Origin of the sequence: Rathayibacter sp. AY1B4 (assembly GCF_002932815.1) — a bacterium.
Classification (GTDB): Bacteria; Actinomycetota; Actinomycetes; order Actinomycetales; family Microbacteriaceae; genus Rathayibacter.
The window spans coordinates 20,527-35,018 of record NZ_PSWN01000022.1; the positions used below are offsets into that span (position 1 = coordinate 20,527).

A 14,492-nucleotide genomic window follows, 5' to 3' on the forward strand; every position below is an offset into this window, starting at 1 on the left:
CGGCTCCCTCTAATACTGGGTCCGCCGCGCCACCGGCCGTCTCTGGGTCGCGATGGCCGTGCACGCGCTGACCGACTGCGTCCTCTACCTCGCCTCCGGCGCGACCCGCGCCAGCGAAACCCTCACGCAGCAGACCGACCCGGCAGATCAACCTGTGCTCGTCGTGATCCAATTCCTGCTGATCGCTGCCGCCGTCGCTGGCCTCGTCAGCGCTGCCCGCGAAGACCACCGCACCCGGCGCGCCGCCCGCCTCTCCGCTCCCTAACCGGACTCGACCCTCGCGAGCTGCCGACGTCGCAGAGACCGCGGCGCACTCCCCAAGCTTCTGCCGAAGCCGCGCAGCGGCTTACGGCACGGAACGGTGTCAGAACGCCGCCACCGACCGCTGAAGTCCACAGCTGTGCATGGGTGCGGGCGGCAGTGTCCCGTAAGGCCCGCCCGATGGAATGTCCAGTGAGGGGGTGGCTATCGGGACACTGGGGCGGTGATTCAGAAGGCGATGCTGCGCACTCGAGCCGAGGCGCTCGACGACCTCGAGCGGCAGATGCGTTCCGAGGCTGACTTCGCGGGGGAGCGGATCGTGCGGACGGGGAACGGCTTCCGGTTGCAGGAGACGAAGACCTTCACGGTCCAGGTGTGGAAGATGCTGTCTAACTGGCGTCTCGTGGTGATGCTGCCGCACCTGCAGATCGAGGGACCCACGGGTACTGCTACTTCGGCGCCGGTCCTGAGAGCGTGGTGTGCGCGGTCGCCGCTGGTCTGCAGTGGGCGGATCCGATGAACACGGCTCCGGCGTGGTTCGACAAGCAGGCGTTCTGCTTGTCGGTTCGGTCCTTGCGGGGTGGACGGACAAGCGAACGGCTGCTGCAGCGCGTGCTGCAACAGCCGTTCGGACTTCTCCGCGGATCTACGGAGCGAGGATGTAGCTCATGCCGGGCACGTCCTTGACCTGGCGGGTGCCCCACTGGCCGGGGCCGGCGACACCGTTGAGCTCGGTGATGTTGATGTAGAGCCCGTCGGGGTGCTGTTCGATGGAGTCGACCCAGGCGACGTGGCCGTACGTCGCATCTGAGCCTTGGACTCCGGGCTGGAAGACGACGATGCTACGCGCCTGCGCATCGAGGACGGTCGTCCAACCGGTTGCCGCTGCGGTGTCGGTCCATTCATAGGCGTTGCCCTTGAAGGCCGGGTAGAGGCCCGTCGCCTCGTGGAACTTCTCCTTAGCCCCGTAGGTGCACTGAGTGGGGTCCGGGACGGTGTTGGTCGCTTCAGTAGTGCCGACGGTGCGGCCGCTGTCGGCAGTGACGGCTGCTGTCGCGACGGTGTCGGCTTGCGCGGGGGCGGCGGCGAGCGTCGGGACGCCGAGGGCGAGGGTGACGGCGACGATGCCGCCGAGAATCTTGCTGCGCTGGAACGACCGGCCGTGCTGAGTCGTCTGGCTGCCCGTGGTCTTCGTGGTGTCCATGATGTTTCTCCTTCGATGTTTCTCCGGTTCAACTGGTTCCACCCTCCTCCTCGCCGCGAGCGGTGGCGAGGTTGCACATGGACTACGGAGAGGTTGCACATGGACTACGGAGAGGTCGCACATGGACTACGGAAAGGTTGCGCATCGACCACGGCGAGGTTGCACACCGACTACGGAGGACGTCCAAGAAGCACTCAGCTGCGCCTGCGCGTAATCCGCTACTCCAAAGACGTCATTCCGAGGTACATACAGGCGCATAGGTTGTCTCGCATCCCTATGGATTCGAGACGTCTTATTGGTCAGAGAAGCGGAGCTTCCTCACCTGCGCGCTGGTTTGGAGCAGTGAGTCTCAGAACTAGGTAACGCAACTGTTTCCCGCGACTTTCATCAACTGCACTGGTTGCGAGACGCAGCCCGGCCTTTCTTGTGGAGCGGGCGCCTGCGTTGCCGCGCTCAGGCACCGTGACTGGTGTCGCGGGCGAGTGGCTGAGGTCTTCGACGTCGATCGGACCTACACGCCGCGCGCGCAGCAGCTTGGTTGATCTTGACTGCGATCCTCGTGATGACGCCCGTGCTCCTTGTCGGCGAGCTCTTGTGTGCTTGACCGCGGACGACCGTGTCAGAGCAGCTCGAGCAGCTGCGCCTTCTTGCGGTCATACTCCTCCTGAGTGATGGCACCAGAAGTCAGCAGGCCGTGCAGGGAAGTGATCCGCCGCGCTGCGTCGTGACTCGACTCGTCAAGGGGGCCAACGGTGTCTGCATCGATAGGGTTCCTCTTAAGCGACTCGTCGTCCGTAAGCGTTTCAGGGGTTGCCTCAACGGACGAAGCGCGTCGCTCCACCATGAGCGACTCGACTGTCGCTGCGCCGGTCCTTGCTCGGTGGAGGTCCAACGCGAATACGTACTCGCTACCGTAGGCCGTGATCCTCAGTGCTCCGCCCTGAAGGGAGTCGACGGCGTCCACGGCCTCGATATCGCCGACGGGAATCGACGCCTCGACGTCTCGGTGCGTCCACTCGAGGGCGTCGTCGAAGATAGTCACCGTCGCCTTGTCGCGCTTGTCGCCGAACGGGGACGACCACAGCTTCTGATGCGAGGTCACGTTCTGGACATCGACGTCCACGGCCGACGAAGAGGGTTCCCCTGTTGCGGTAGCCGACGCACTCCCGCTTCCTGCGAGTGACACCGCTCGCCGGATCGCCGTATCGAGCCGGCCCCGTACAAGTCCGAGCTCTCCCTGGGAAGTAGGGTCCGTCACTCCGGTGAGCGAGTTGGTCGTCGTGGCGCCGGAGATGGTAGCTACGGCGCCGGATCTTTCGCCGGTGACGGACACCGAGAGGTTGCCGTCCCAATGCCGGTACAAGCTCTTCGCCCGCAACAAGACGAAGCCGGACGTCGAATCGGCGTTCTGCACCGACAAGCGGCACTGCGCCGCTGCCGTCAGCACCGCCCGGAAGACCAACTCCTCTGACGCCCCCGGGAAAGAGATGCGTCCGTTGCTCAGCGCCGAGGAGAAGAAGCCCATTTCTCGATGGTGCCGCTGATCGGCACTCAGCGCCACTGCTCTACCTCGCATACTGCCCCGAGCCGTCGTGCAGAGACTCCTGTCGGGGACGAGGTGATCACGGGCGTCTCGTGCAGAGAGCAATCTGGGACGAGCGGCCGCTCACAACGCCTTCAAATAATGAGGAATACGCATTGATTGCGCGCGGTAAGTTTCGCTCGCTGCTGCCGCAGCCTGTCCTGCTGGGGCTGGCAACAGGCAACGCCGGAACTTCGAGGTGCCGCCAGGCTAGAAGCTGTCGCTCCTGACGAGGAGCTACAGGGGTTGGCGCCGTGGTGACCTCGGCGCACCTCATCGCGAAACATGGTGCAAGACTCACCGCCCTTAGATGCCAGGCCCTTCGGCTCTGGCGCTAGTTGGCGGCGACGGTTGCAGCAACTCGAAGGTAGGCGTACACGGTCTCCCGGCTGATGCCGTACTCCTTCGCCAGCGTCGTCTTCGGCACCCCGGCGGCGGCACGTTCCCGTAGCTCGGCAGTCTGGGCCGGCGAGAGTGAGCGGGCACGTCCGCGGTAAGCGCCGCGCTGCTTAGCGAGGGCGATACCCTCGCGTTGGCGCTCTCGGATGAGTTCGCGCTCGAACTCCGCGAACGCGCCCATCATGTTCAGAAGCAGGTTCGCCATCGCACTGTCCTCTCCCGTGAAGGTCAGCTGCTCCTTGACGAACTCGACCCGGACCCGCTTGTCCGTCAGCCGGCGCACTAGCCGACGCAGGTCCTCGAGGTTCCTCGCAAGCCGGTCCATCGAATGCACGAGCACCGTATCCCCGTCGCGGACGAACCCAATCATCTCTTCGAGCTGCGGACGGTTCACGTCCTTCCCGGAAGCCTTGTCCTCGAACATTCGATCCAGGATCACGCCGTCGAGCTGACGGAGCGTGCTCTGATCCAGCGTGCTCACCCGCACGTACCCGACTCGCTGACCCGTCATGCCGCCTCCGACCCCTATTTGTCCAGTTGAAGTCTAGGAGTTTCAAGGACGAGTGTCAGAAAAAACCGAGAGCGACCCTAGTCGGACGTGGTTCGCGGATCTGTCTGACGTCTAGTTGAGGTGTACCCCAGCTGGACGTGGTCGCGGTCATTCGAGTGCCGTCGGTGCAGAGGCGTCGGAGGTCCTTGATCGTGGTTCAGCGGGGGTTGGATGCGGGGAGCTGAGCTACTCGCTCACTCGAGTCCATTCCCCGTTCTTTAATGTGTGGCGGAACCAGCCGGCGATCGTCTCGGCCTCGTCCGGGTCCTCGAGATCGTAAGTCGGGTATTCGTACGCCAGCACATCCGTGCCCTCGAGGCGCGGGGAGTCGGTCCCGTCGTCGTAGATCTTGGCGTAGACGTCGCCCTCGGAGGAGGAGAGACTGCCGCCGGAGAAAGGCGTCCCGATCAGAACGGGAGTCGCGCCGCTGAGGTCGAGCGCCAGCACCGTCGACATGATCGACGCGCGCCCGGCGCAGCACAGCGCGGCCGGCGTGCCCGTGCACTGGACGACAAGAACGGCGTCGTGTCTGCCGTCCCCGGTGAGATCCGTGGTGCCGACGAGCCGCGTTGCGAGGATGCCCGTCCCACTCTGGCCGTCGTCGAAGTTCTCGCCCTGACCGTCGGACAACTGGATGGGCCGGGACCCTTCCCACTGGGTGCACGCACCGGCGGGGATGAGCAGCTCGCCGACGACGTCCTCGATCGGCCCACGGCTGTCGACGTCGTCGACGACGTATCCGATCATGGCGTTCACGAGTTGCTGCGTGCGCATCAAAGACCCGTGGTAGCACGGCGAATTGCCGCCTTCCATTAGGTCACGACCGACTTCGTCGACCGTTTTCAGCTTCATGTCCCGCAGGAACTGCTCTCCGAGGCTGTGCACTGCGCTGATGGTGTAGCGGCAGCGGGCGCTGTCCCGAGTCGTCGCGCGTGCTGTGGCCGATTCGTGGCCGACGACGACGTCCCCGACGCGGACATCCTCTGTCTGGAGGGGAAGACCGAGGAAGCCCATCCGCGGCATTGTCAGCGTCGTGTCGCCGTAGAGCGCGTGCACGGGCAATTCGGTCGGCCATGGTTTCAACAGACTGAGCTCCGTCGACCCAGTTCGAAGCGCCCGCCCAGCATCTGATTCGAAGGCGCTCGCTTGCGCGGGTAGCCAATCGCACGGGGTCCCGGTGTTCAGTGAGGTGGTCGTCGCGGAACCGCAACTGCTAAGTGCGCTCCGCAGCAGCGCCGAGAAGGCGCGGCTGGCGGTGGCATTGATCGACCCGCCCGAGCCTCCCGCGGAGACGGAACGAGCGATGTCGGATCCGGTGTTCGGCGTTCCGAAGGTGATGACCTGGCTCAGGTCCTTGAGCAGGCCAGGATCCTGGGCCAGTGCTTGGCGCACAGCGAGGCCACCCATGGAGTGCGCGACGACGATCACCTTCTGGCCGGAGTTCTGAGCCAGGCACCGGATCGAGTTCGCGAGCGGTGCCGCGATCTGATCGGACGTGACCCACTGCGCCGACGCGTCGTGATAATCGAAGGTGTAGACGTCGGTATCCCCGAGGTACTGCAGGATGCCGACCACGGTCCGAGAGGATGGGGTGATCGATTCGCCGATCGTGCCAAGGTCGGCCGTGCGCGAGAAGTTGCCGAGCGGCTTTGAGAGGTGTGCTGAGTTCCCGGTCCACCCGTGGACCATCAGCACCGGGACGACTCGGCCCGATTCCGGATCTGGTCTCGCCTCGCCGTCGGCTTCGTAGTCGCTGATCCAGACGTTTGCCTGCTCGAGCCCTCGGGGCGCACAGCCGGCGGAGAGATTCGGGTACGAGTTCTCGGTCGGCGAGGCGACGGCGGGCGGCGTGGCGACGACGAACGCTGCGAGCAGCAGCATGACCAGAGCGACTCGAATGCGTCTCACTGCTGCAACTCGCTCTCGATCGTGCCGTCCAGCTTCCAGACGCCGTTCTCGACGACCATGAATGCGAGGTAGGCCCTCGGGTCCGACTCTCCGGGCACCGTCATCGACATCGCGATCGTGCCTGCCTGATCGTCGGTCGCCACCCAGGTGGAAGAGTCAACGTCGATTGTCGCGCCCGGTGGCACGGCGACGTCCGGTGCGGCCTGAACAGCGGGGCGCAGAGCCTCGGATGCCCCCGCGACAGGATCCTCCGGCAGTGCTCGCAAAGCATCCGCAACGGCTTCTGCTGTCGGGTCGGTCACATCGGGTGATTGAGTCGGCGTCGCGCTGCTCTCGGGGGCGCTGGCCGACGATCCCGGGCCCGACCGCCACTGGAAGGGATCCACCACGAAGGTCGCGCCTGCGCCGATCAGCACGATCGCTCCGATCGTGACCGCGAGGGTGCGGGCCTTCACGCTCGGCACCGCATAGTCGAGACAGGTGCAGAGGTGTGGTGGATGACCTCGTCGAGCCCGAAAAGGGTCAGACGCGGTCCAGGCGTCGAGTGCGATGCGGACGCACCGGCCGTGCGTGATCGCATGCGGTCATTATGTCGACGGGATTCCCGGAGGCACAATGTCGAGTTCGTGCGGCGAGACATCACGTCCTGTGTCTGTGGTCACCAGCGCCGTGCTGTCAGAGCTCGATCTCCGCGATCCGCTGTGCAGAGGGCCCGCTCGTCCCCCCAGCCCAACCGTGTCAGCACCGCGGGCCTACTCGCACAGCGATCCCGCGCGCCATGATCCGGCATCTGCGCCTGCCTACCGATGCGGATGGGGATCCGGTCGCCCAGGTCACGCGTGACTTGGGCGTGTCGCGAGCGACGTTCTACCGCCGCTCCCGCGCGCGCGTCGACGCGGGCCGAGGAGCACTCGGAGCCAGCGACTAGGGCCCGGAGGCTGCGGTCATACCGTCAGTTTCGCAAGTCGTTCTCCGATGCGGGTTCCGTCGCGGTGTTCCTTCGGGCACAGGTTGAGCCAACGCTGGAGGACAGCGATCTCTTCGTCGCGGCGTCCGAGCTTGCGGTAGATAATGGCGGCTTGCTCGGTGTACCAGGGTGCCGGTTCGCGGCCGTCGCGGGAGCCTTCTGCTCCGGCGATCGCTGCTGTGCACAGGACGAGAGCTTCGTCGAGTCGTCCTTCGCGCTTGAGCTGTTTGATCGGCTCGACCAGCTCCAGATAGTGCACTCCGTTCACCATCCCGCGCTGGAAGTCCTTCGCTCGCGCTCCTCCGCCGGCGAGGGCCTCTTTAACCATGGTTCGGGAGGACTGGTGGTGCGCGGCGGCTTTCGCTGGTGATGACAGGGGTGGTCGGTTCGATGCGGACCACTGCCACCGCGCGGGTCCGTCGCCCAGCCATGCCCATGCCTCGGCTCGCAGGCCGGTGGGCAGAAGTTCGGTGAAGATCTGCACTTCGACGACTTCTGACCCGTCCTCGCTCAGCTCGAGCTCCTGCGCGATAAAGCTGGGGAGGTAGCCGATGCGCTCGCCCTCGACATGCACTCCTACGGCGAACGGGTCTGCTCTGTTGTCGGGCTCTCGTTGCAGGGAACCGGACGTCTCGATGTAGCCGCCTTCGGCGGCGTGATGACGTGATGCCAGCGCCGTGATCGCCTCGCGGGCGAAGGTCGTCGTTCCCGTCAGCTGCACCACGCCAAGCTCGATCGTGGTGCTGAGGTTCACGCGAAGTTGAACGCGGTGCGCGAACGGGGACGCGGCGCTCGGCTCCTCCTTCGACGTGGCGTCGTTGGTGCGAGGAGCGGTCCGGCCCAGCAGCCTGTCGAGGAAACCCATACCCGGCATCATCGGGCAAAAAATCCCGAATCTGTACTGCGGCCGGGGTCCCGCTGTCCACCTGTGTGCAGGCCAGCCCCAGCGAGAGCTGGGCTGTGCACAGGTGGTCAGGGGGCGTCCGCCTCGGACGCTGACGCACGCCACGCAAAGAAGGGGAGCATCCAGTCGGATGCTCCCCTTCACTCTTGCCCTGGGCTCAGGCCGTCGCCTCCCGTGCCGCTGCCACTTCGGTGTAGAGCGGGGGCTGGTTGTCGTCCTCGAACATGCCGACCGGTGGCGGCGTGTAGGGCAGCGGATCTCCGACGTCGTTCTCGTCGCGGGAGTCCGCGAACGGCCCGTCCATCGAGAGGAGCACGTTCATGTGCGGGTCGCAGTGGTTGACCCACCAGGTGCTCGGCCCGTCCGTCTCGTCTCGCCGTGCGGCCTCCCACGCCCGCGACAGGGCCTCGATGCGCTGCACCGCCTCCTTGCTTTCCCACCAGGCCGCTTTCCAGCGCATGCCGCCCCCGGAGCCATACGCAATCACCCGGCGGCGGTAGGTGCTGATGAGCTGCTTGCGCACGAACTCATCCGCGGACCCGTAGTGCGTCGTTACTGCCTCCTCGCCTGGCGCCGGAGCGTGCTCTGCGGTGGGTGCGGAGTCCTCGCCGCCGAACGGGTCGAAGTCGTCTGCGGTCATGCTTCCTCGATAACGGCGGTAGTGACGAGGGGCGGCGTCGTCGGTGCGGGCTTGCCCGCTTTGTGGTTCGCGATGGAGGCGTTGATCGACTCCACCAGCGCCTTGGGTCCGTCGAACCAGGGGACGGTGCGCAGAATCGCGGCACGGTTACCGGAGGACATCATCACCGCGCGCCCGATCTTGCGGCCCTTCCTCGGTGTGGGGAGGTTCGCCAGCTCCGCGACGTCGAGGATCAGTTCGCGCTTCAACGCGCTCGTGGTCGAGCGCACACCCTTGTTCATGCTCGCGGAGGTCGTCTCCCGGTCGTAGGTGCCGATCAGGTCGGACACCATGCGCAGGACCCTGAACCGACCCCTTGACAGCACGGTGCTCGGAGCTGAGTGACGCGATGCGCTCACACGCACCGCTCGAGCAAAGGCTCGCTCCCTCCTCCCTCCGCCGTCACACCCAACTAGGAGGTACCACAGGGGCTCGCGGGTATGTAAACGCCCAGCCCCCATGCCCGTCGGCCACCCTTCCCGGCCACAGGGCCACGCCGCCGGGCCTGCGAAGCCCCGCGTTACCTCTTCTAGCGTTCCATAGCGGAACGCAATAAAGTCACTGCCTCGAAGGTAAGTTTCGGCTGGCTGGTATGAATTGCTTGCCCGACCCATTTGATGCCATTCTCATCAGCCTTGATAGACGCGGTTCCAACGGGTTCCGAAAGCTCTTGGGCTGTATCCATACCATGAAGTAGTGCGGCTTCCACTCCTTCGGACGTGAGAAGCTGTTCATGCCACCCGAAAACGTTGGAGGGTCCTCTTCGATATCTATAGAGGATGAAGGCGTCATTAGGTTCCTGTGCCCAGCAGTAAATAAGTTCGATATCACCAGCACGATCTTGCTTTAGGAAGACACGCACTCCTCGCAGGAAGGCGTCGGCTGTATGTTCCGCCTGTGTCATTGCCCAACTCCTCCTAATCGACAGTAGCAGAGGAGAAGAGTAGATTTCTTCTCCTCTGCTACTGACCGAACTTACTCCGTGAACATGATCTCCGGCAGGGGCGCGTAGTCGAACGCGACCTCGGTCACGTCGCTTGCGATCTCTGCCTTCAGCTCCTCTATCTCCGGCGACGCGAGGATCTCGGCCTGCTTCGCTTGTTGGTCCGCCGTGAGCCCTTCCTCCGCAGGCGTGCTCGACCGGCTAAACGGGTTGTCGACACCTGGGTAGTCAATCGAGTACGTCACCCAGTCGGCGCAGCGAGCTTCGCCGCCCTGCTTGCAGTAGAGGGTCTGCATGCCCATCTTTCCGCCGACGGGCCATCCGTAGTACAGGTCGTACGACCGGGGATTGTAGATGCCCAGCAACTCGACCTGCTCGCGGAGCACGCACCTGCCGTCGACGCAGTCGTAGTTGCCCGCGTAGGCCTTGAGATTGTAATTGCCGTTCCCCTGCAGCGTGCTGTTCGTGGAAGCCATCACCTTCTTCATTGCGTTGGTGCTCCAGATGTTGTGCTTGTGGAAAACCTTGTCGAGGCCCCACCCGCGCTCGATGTCTGCATCGTAGAAGCCGCGCCGGATCGGGAAACTCCCATGCGTACTGCTCGACACCGTCGCGAAGGTGTCTGTACTGGGGTAGCCGGCGGGCGGTTGTGCTGCCATCACCGGTCCCGTAGAGACCAGTCCGATTCCGGTGGCTGCGATGCCCGCAATAAGCAGGCTTGCAGCGAAGGAACGGAAACGCTTCATGCGATCCACCTTTAGCTTCTTGTCTCTACTCTCATTGGCACTTCCGAATTCCCTCAATGGCATATCGAACGGCCTTTCATCTGTAGCGTTTTTTCAGACGCGGATTGATCTCCGCGTTTGAAGAAGGCTTGCAGCGAAGTCAGGAACGGTCAAGAGCGGAGCTTCAAGTGGCGGGATAAGTGGCGCGTTCGTGAGCGAGGAGTCTTACTCGGATCTTCGTGAATTCGGCTCTACTTCTTTCTCTCCTCCGCTTTCGCTTGCTTCAGCGCCCTCGGTTGGCGTGGCCGGAAGGGTGGCGGCCAGCGCGCTGGTGAGATCACTTCGGGGGCCGCCCGCAATGCGACTCTGCGTTGGCAGCACACTCCGATCGACCATATGAGTATGTGTCACGTTCCAGGCGTGTGGTGAGAAGATGAAAGGTATGACAGGAGCGAAAAACCGCAGCACACCAGTGAAACCACTCTAAGATCGAGCTCATCGAACGCGAGCCGCGATCGTCGCGGCGGCACGCGAAGTCGTCATCGAGGTGGGTAGAGATCGGGCGACAACCGCCAAGGTGGCGGCTCGCGCCAGCGTCGGCATCGGCACTCTCTACCGGTATTTCGTCGATTTCGCGGATGTGCTCGAGGCTGTTTATGCAGAGGATCCGATCTACGATAGACATCAAGCGGTACTGAGAGCTGCGCACAAGGCGACCGACTCGGAGAGCGCCGAGACCGTCGCGGTGGAAGCTCTTCAAGAACTCATAAAGGAACTCAGGGCTGAGTCGCTTCTCGAAGCCGAGCTGCGTCTTTACACCTGATCTCGGGATCGTGCGAGCAACCCGCGGTGTCCGCTCGCATCGCAGAAGGCCTTCGTTTGTTCAGCGAGCGCACGCATCGGATGCCTCGCCACGAGGGACCATCAGCGCTCGCCGCCCGACCGCTCCCCGAACTCCACGAGCTTCGCGAACAGGTCCTCGATCAGCCAGCGGGTGTCGAACGCCTCGCAGACCCGGATCGTGTGCGGTCCTGCGTCGGGCAGGAGCTCGCCGTCCGCGGAGAACCGCGGTGCGCGGCGCTCCCGCCAGCGTCCGCCGGCGGGGTTCATCACGGCGCCGATGGCCGGGCTGTCGCCCAGCGACCGGAAGTCGAGCGGCCCGTACGGGATGGTCTCGTTGAACGCGATCAGCTGGTCCACGAGGTAGTCCCCGAGCGGGCTCGTGCCGCGCAGCCGGGTCCGCAGCTCGGCGTGCCCGACTCCGACTCCGGAGTACACGGGCATCGGGATCTGCCACAGGGCGATGCCCGACTCGAGGACGCGGTTCGCGGCGTCGACGTCGTTGATCAGGTTGAACTCGGGGCTGTAGGCGGGGATCTCATCGTAGGGCGGGCCGCCGACCCAGACGACCACGACGTCGCGGGAGGCGATCGACGGCTCGAGCAGCAGGGCGGCGGCGACGTCGGTCAGCGGCCCGAGCACGGCGATCCACAGTCGGCCGGCGTCGCGCAGCGCCTCCGCGACGATCAGGCGGGCGCCGTCCGACGCCTCGGCGGGCAGGGCCGACTCGGCGCCGTCGACGACGGTCACCGTCGCTCCCGCCAACTCCACGATGCGGTCGATCTCGGCGCGCGACTCCGGCATGCTCCCCGGCCGGCCGAAGTGCGCCGCCACCAGACCGCGGACGTCGAGGGTGTCGGTCAGCAGCGCCTGGACGATCGCGAACTGGTCGTCGGCCTCGTTCGCGGCGTCGGTGCTGACGATCAGGCGGTGCGGGGGAGGCGGGGTCATGCGGACTCGCGCTGCACGAGGGTCGTCGCGAGGATCGGCTGCCGGTCGACGGGGCGGCCCTGCACGACGGCGACGACGGTCTCGGCGGCGACGCGGCCCATGTCCTCCAGGGGCTGGCGGATGGTCGTGAGGGTCGGATCCGAGGTGGTCGCGATGACGACGTCGTCGAAGCCGATCACGGAGACGTCGGCGGGGACGCGGCGGCCGGACGCCTGCAGGACACGGATCGCGCCGTTGGCCATCAGGTCGGAGGAGGCGAAGACGCCGTCGAGGTCGGGGTGGCGCTGCAGGAGGCGGGCCATCGCGGCGGAACCGCTCTCGAGGGTGAAGGCGCCGTGCACGATCGGGCTGGAGTCGAGGCCGAGCTCGGTCAGCTCGTCGCGCCAGCCGCGGATACGGTCGCGGGCGGGCTCCATGTCGTGCGGGCCGGCGATGATGCCCAGGTGCCGGCGGCCGGAGTCGGCGAGCGCGCGGGCGGCGAGGCGGCCGCCTCCGTAGTTGTCGGAGTCGATGACGATCGCGTCCTCGGGCAGGGCGACCCGCGGGCGGCCGACCCAGGCGATCGGCACGGGGGAGTCGGCCAGCGCCTGGGCGAGGTGGGTGATCTCGTGCTGGAGGATCACGATCGCGCCGTCGACGGCCCGCGAGCGGAGGAAGCGGGGGATGCGGTCGCTGTCGTCGTGGTCGGCGGGCAGCAGCACGGGCTGCACCTCGCCGGCGTAGAGGCCCTTCGCGGCGCCCTTCAGCACCGAGGTGAAGAACGTCCCGGTGAGGCTGTCGAGCTCGTTGAAGGCGACGATCAGTGCGATGGCCCCGGCCCGCCCGCCGCGGAGCATCCGGGCTGCGCTGTTCGCCTCGTAGCCGAGGGACTTCGCGGCGCGCTCGACCGCGGCGGTCATCCGGACGTCGACATTGGTGCCGCCTGCGAGCACCCGGGCGGCGGTGGCGCGCGAGACGCCCGCGGCCTGGGCGACGTCCACCAGCGTGGGTCGAGTCATGCTGCTTCCTTCTGCGAGGGGAGGTTCCGGCTTCCGCGCCTCCCCGCGGAGCACGGTGGGGAGAACGTCGGAGTGAAGACTCGCACGGGGCGGCGGGCGGCCGTCCGGAACTGCTCGATTTGCGAAACTTCCCTTTGATACTAGGCGGAGATCGTTATCTCGCGGAGACCGGTTCTCGCTTGCAACGTGCTCGCGGGCGGGTTAGGTTGGCCGCCAAGAGATCGTTCTCTGAGGCCTGCCCTCACCGAAACCCTGCGAATCCCCAACGAAGAGGAATTGTCGTGAAAAGAAGCCTGACGGCCGTAGCCGCCGCAGCAGCAGTAGTCGCGCTCACCCTGACCGGGTGCTCGTCCGGAGGGGGAGGAGGCGCCTCGGACGACCCGAACGCCGAAGCCACCTTCTGGTCCTTCACCGGCATCAACGCCAAGGACAGCGTCGACGAGTACCTCGCGAAGATGCCCGACGCGAAGATCAAGCTCTCCGAGGTCGGCAGCACGACCGAGACCGCCACCGCCCTCACCGCGGCCCTCGCCGGCGGCAAGGTGCCCGACCTGGTCATGATCCAGAACGACGACCTGCCCCAGTTCGTCGCCAACAGCTCGAACTTCCTCGACCTGCGCACCCTCGGCGGCGACGACGTCGCCTCCACCTACCTCCCGTGGGCCGCCTCCGCCGCGACCGCCGATGACGGCTCCGTCGTGGGCGTCCCGACCGACGTCGGCGGACTGGGCTTCGCCTACCGCGCCGACCTCTTCGAGCAGGCCGGCCTGCCGACCGAGCCCGACCAGGTCGCCGAGCTCTGGAAGGACTGGCCGTCCTTCATCGAGACCGGCAAGAAGTACACCGAGGCGACCGGCAAGCCGTTCGTCGACAACATCGAGACCAGCGTCTTCTTCTCGACCGTCAACCAGGTCTCGGAGAAGTACTACTCGCCCGACGGCGAGCTGGTCTACGACACCAACCCGCAGGTGAAGGACGCGTTCCAGGTCGCCGTGGACACCAAGGACGCCGGCATCAGCGCCGGCATCGCCGCCTGGTCCTCGGGCTGGGCCCCGGGCCGCGCGAACGGCGCCTTCGCCGTGACGATCGCCCCCTCGTGGATCCTCGCCGGCATCAAGACCGACGCCCCCGACACCGCCGGCAACTGGCGCGTCACCAGCGTCCCCGGCATCGGCGGCAACTGGGGCGGCAGCGTCATCGCCATCCCCGCCCGCGCCGAGCACCCCGAGGCCGCCTGGCAGTACATCAAGACGATGATGTCGGCCGAGGGCCAGACCGACCACTTCAAGGCCTCGGGCACGCTGCCCGCCGCCACCGAGGCGGTCGCCAGCGAAGAGGTCCAGTCGTACACCGACCCGTTCTTCGGCGACTCGAAGATCGGCGAGGTCATGGCCACCTCCGTCGAGCAGTTCCCGTCCTTCTACAACGGACCGGACACCACCCCCATCAACGGGGCGCTCCTCAACACCCTCGTCGAGCTGGAGGCCGGCAACGTCACCTCCGACAAGGCGTGGTCGACCGCACTCGACACGGCCAAGCAGGCCATCGGCGGCTGATCGCCCCACCCACCCGAGCGGCCCG

At 65.9% G+C, this 14,492-nt stretch carries 16 protein-coding genes; 4 read left to right on the plus strand and 12 right to left on the minus strand.

Annotated features, from left to right (window positions below; translation table 11 throughout):
* Positions 1 to 52 precede the first annotated feature (52 nt).
* A complete protein-coding gene (locus C5D66_RS13430) occupies positions 53 to 265 on the plus strand; it encodes a hypothetical protein (RefSeq protein WP_146083188.1) in 213 nt (70 codons plus the stop codon).
* Positions 266 to 484: 219 nt separating this feature from the next.
* Positions 485 to 781, plus strand: coding sequence for a hypothetical protein (locus C5D66_RS13435; RefSeq protein ID WP_104256141.1), 297 nt, complete (start codon positions 485 to 487; stop codon positions 779 to 781).
* A 126-nt stretch (positions 782 to 907) separates the two neighbouring features.
* Here the strand turns inward: C5D66_RS13435 and C5D66_RS13440 are convergent, their stop codons facing one another.
* The 10 genes from C5D66_RS13440 to C5D66_RS13480 all read right to left on the minus strand — a co-directional run bounded on the left by C5D66_RS13440 (position 908) and on the right by C5D66_RS13480 (position 10,152).
* Complete coding sequence (locus C5D66_RS13440; RefSeq protein ID WP_219814229.1) at positions 908 to 1,465, minus strand: CHAP domain-containing protein; 558 nt, start codon at positions 1,463 to 1,465, stop codon at positions 908 to 910.
* Between the two features lie 619 nt (positions 1,466 to 2,084).
* Positions 2,085 to 2,990 (minus strand): SHOCT domain-containing protein, encoded by a 906-nt coding sequence (locus C5D66_RS13445; protein WP_104256139.1) that lies wholly within the window; start codon positions 2,988 to 2,990, stop codon positions 2,085 to 2,087.
* Between the two features lie 391 nt (positions 2,991 to 3,381).
* Positions 3,382 to 3,957, minus strand: a complete 576-nt coding sequence (locus C5D66_RS13450) for a recombinase family protein (RefSeq protein WP_104256138.1) — start codon at positions 3,955 to 3,957, stop codon at positions 3,382 to 3,384.
* Positions 3,958 to 4,182: 225 nt separating this feature from the next.
* On the minus strand, positions 4,183 to 5,877 hold the full coding sequence (locus C5D66_RS13455) for a triacylglycerol lipase (protein WP_104256137.1): 1,695 nt from the start codon (positions 5,875 to 5,877) through the stop codon (positions 4,183 to 4,185).
* A gap of 23 nt (positions 5,878 to 5,900) precedes the next feature.
* The gene (locus C5D66_RS13460) at positions 5,901 to 6,359 is read right to left on the minus strand and encodes a hypothetical protein (RefSeq protein ID WP_146079314.1); all 459 of its coding nucleotides are present in this window, start codon (positions 6,357 to 6,359) and stop codon (positions 5,901 to 5,903) included.
* Between the two features lie 489 nt (positions 6,360 to 6,848).
* On the minus strand, positions 6,849 to 7,736 hold the full coding sequence (locus tag C5D66_RS13465) for an HIRAN domain-containing protein (RefSeq protein ID WP_104317806.1): 888 nt from the start codon (positions 7,734 to 7,736) through the stop codon (positions 6,849 to 6,851).
* Between the two features lie 196 nt (positions 7,737 to 7,932).
* Positions 7,933 to 8,415 (minus strand): DUF4913 domain-containing protein, encoded by a 483-nt coding sequence (locus tag C5D66_RS13470; protein ID WP_104256134.1) that lies wholly within the window; start codon positions 8,413 to 8,415, stop codon positions 7,933 to 7,935.
* On the minus strand, positions 8,412 to 8,747 hold the full coding sequence (locus C5D66_RS13475; RefSeq protein WP_104256133.1) for a hypothetical protein: 336 nt from the start codon (positions 8,745 to 8,747) through the stop codon (positions 8,412 to 8,414). Before C5D66_RS13475 ends, C5D66_RS13470 begins: the two co-directional genes overlap by 4 nt.
* 236 nt (positions 8,748 to 8,983) lie before the next feature.
* On the minus strand, positions 8,984 to 9,358 hold the full coding sequence (locus tag C5D66_RS16880; RefSeq protein WP_146079313.1) for a hypothetical protein: 375 nt from the start codon (positions 9,356 to 9,358) through the stop codon (positions 8,984 to 8,986).
* Between the two features lie 71 nt (positions 9,359 to 9,429).
* The gene (locus C5D66_RS13480; RefSeq protein ID WP_104262297.1) at positions 9,430 to 10,152 is read right to left on the minus strand and encodes a hypothetical protein; all 723 of its coding nucleotides are present in this window, start codon (positions 10,150 to 10,152) and stop codon (positions 9,430 to 9,432) included.
* A 484-nt stretch (positions 10,153 to 10,636) separates the two neighbouring features.
* Here C5D66_RS13480 and C5D66_RS13485 point away from each other — a divergent pair, with 484 nt between their 5' ends.
* Positions 10,637 to 10,945 (plus strand): TetR/AcrR family transcriptional regulator, encoded by a 309-nt coding sequence (locus tag C5D66_RS13485; protein ID WP_104256131.1) that lies wholly within the window; start codon positions 10,637 to 10,639, stop codon positions 10,943 to 10,945.
* A 101-nt stretch (positions 10,946 to 11,046) separates the two neighbouring features.
* Here C5D66_RS13485 and C5D66_RS13490 read toward each other — a convergent pair whose 3' ends face one another.
* Positions 11,047 to 11,913: a nucleoside hydrolase gene (locus tag C5D66_RS13490; protein ID WP_104274186.1), complete on the minus strand. Its 867-nt coding sequence runs from the start codon at positions 11,911 to 11,913 to the stop codon at positions 11,047 to 11,049.
* On the minus strand, positions 11,910 to 12,911 hold the full coding sequence (locus C5D66_RS13495; protein ID WP_104274187.1) for a LacI family DNA-binding transcriptional regulator: 1,002 nt from the start codon (positions 12,909 to 12,911) through the stop codon (positions 11,910 to 11,912). The genes C5D66_RS13490 and C5D66_RS13495 overlap by 4 nt, the downstream gene beginning before the upstream one ends.
* 281 nt (positions 12,912 to 13,192) lie before the next feature.
* Between C5D66_RS13495 and C5D66_RS13500 the strand changes: the two genes are divergently transcribed.
* Positions 13,193 to 14,467, plus strand: coding sequence for an extracellular solute-binding protein (locus C5D66_RS13500; RefSeq protein WP_104226495.1), 1,275 nt, complete (start codon positions 13,193 to 13,195; stop codon positions 14,465 to 14,467).
* The last annotated feature ends 25 nt before the right edge of the window (positions 14,468 to 14,492 follow it).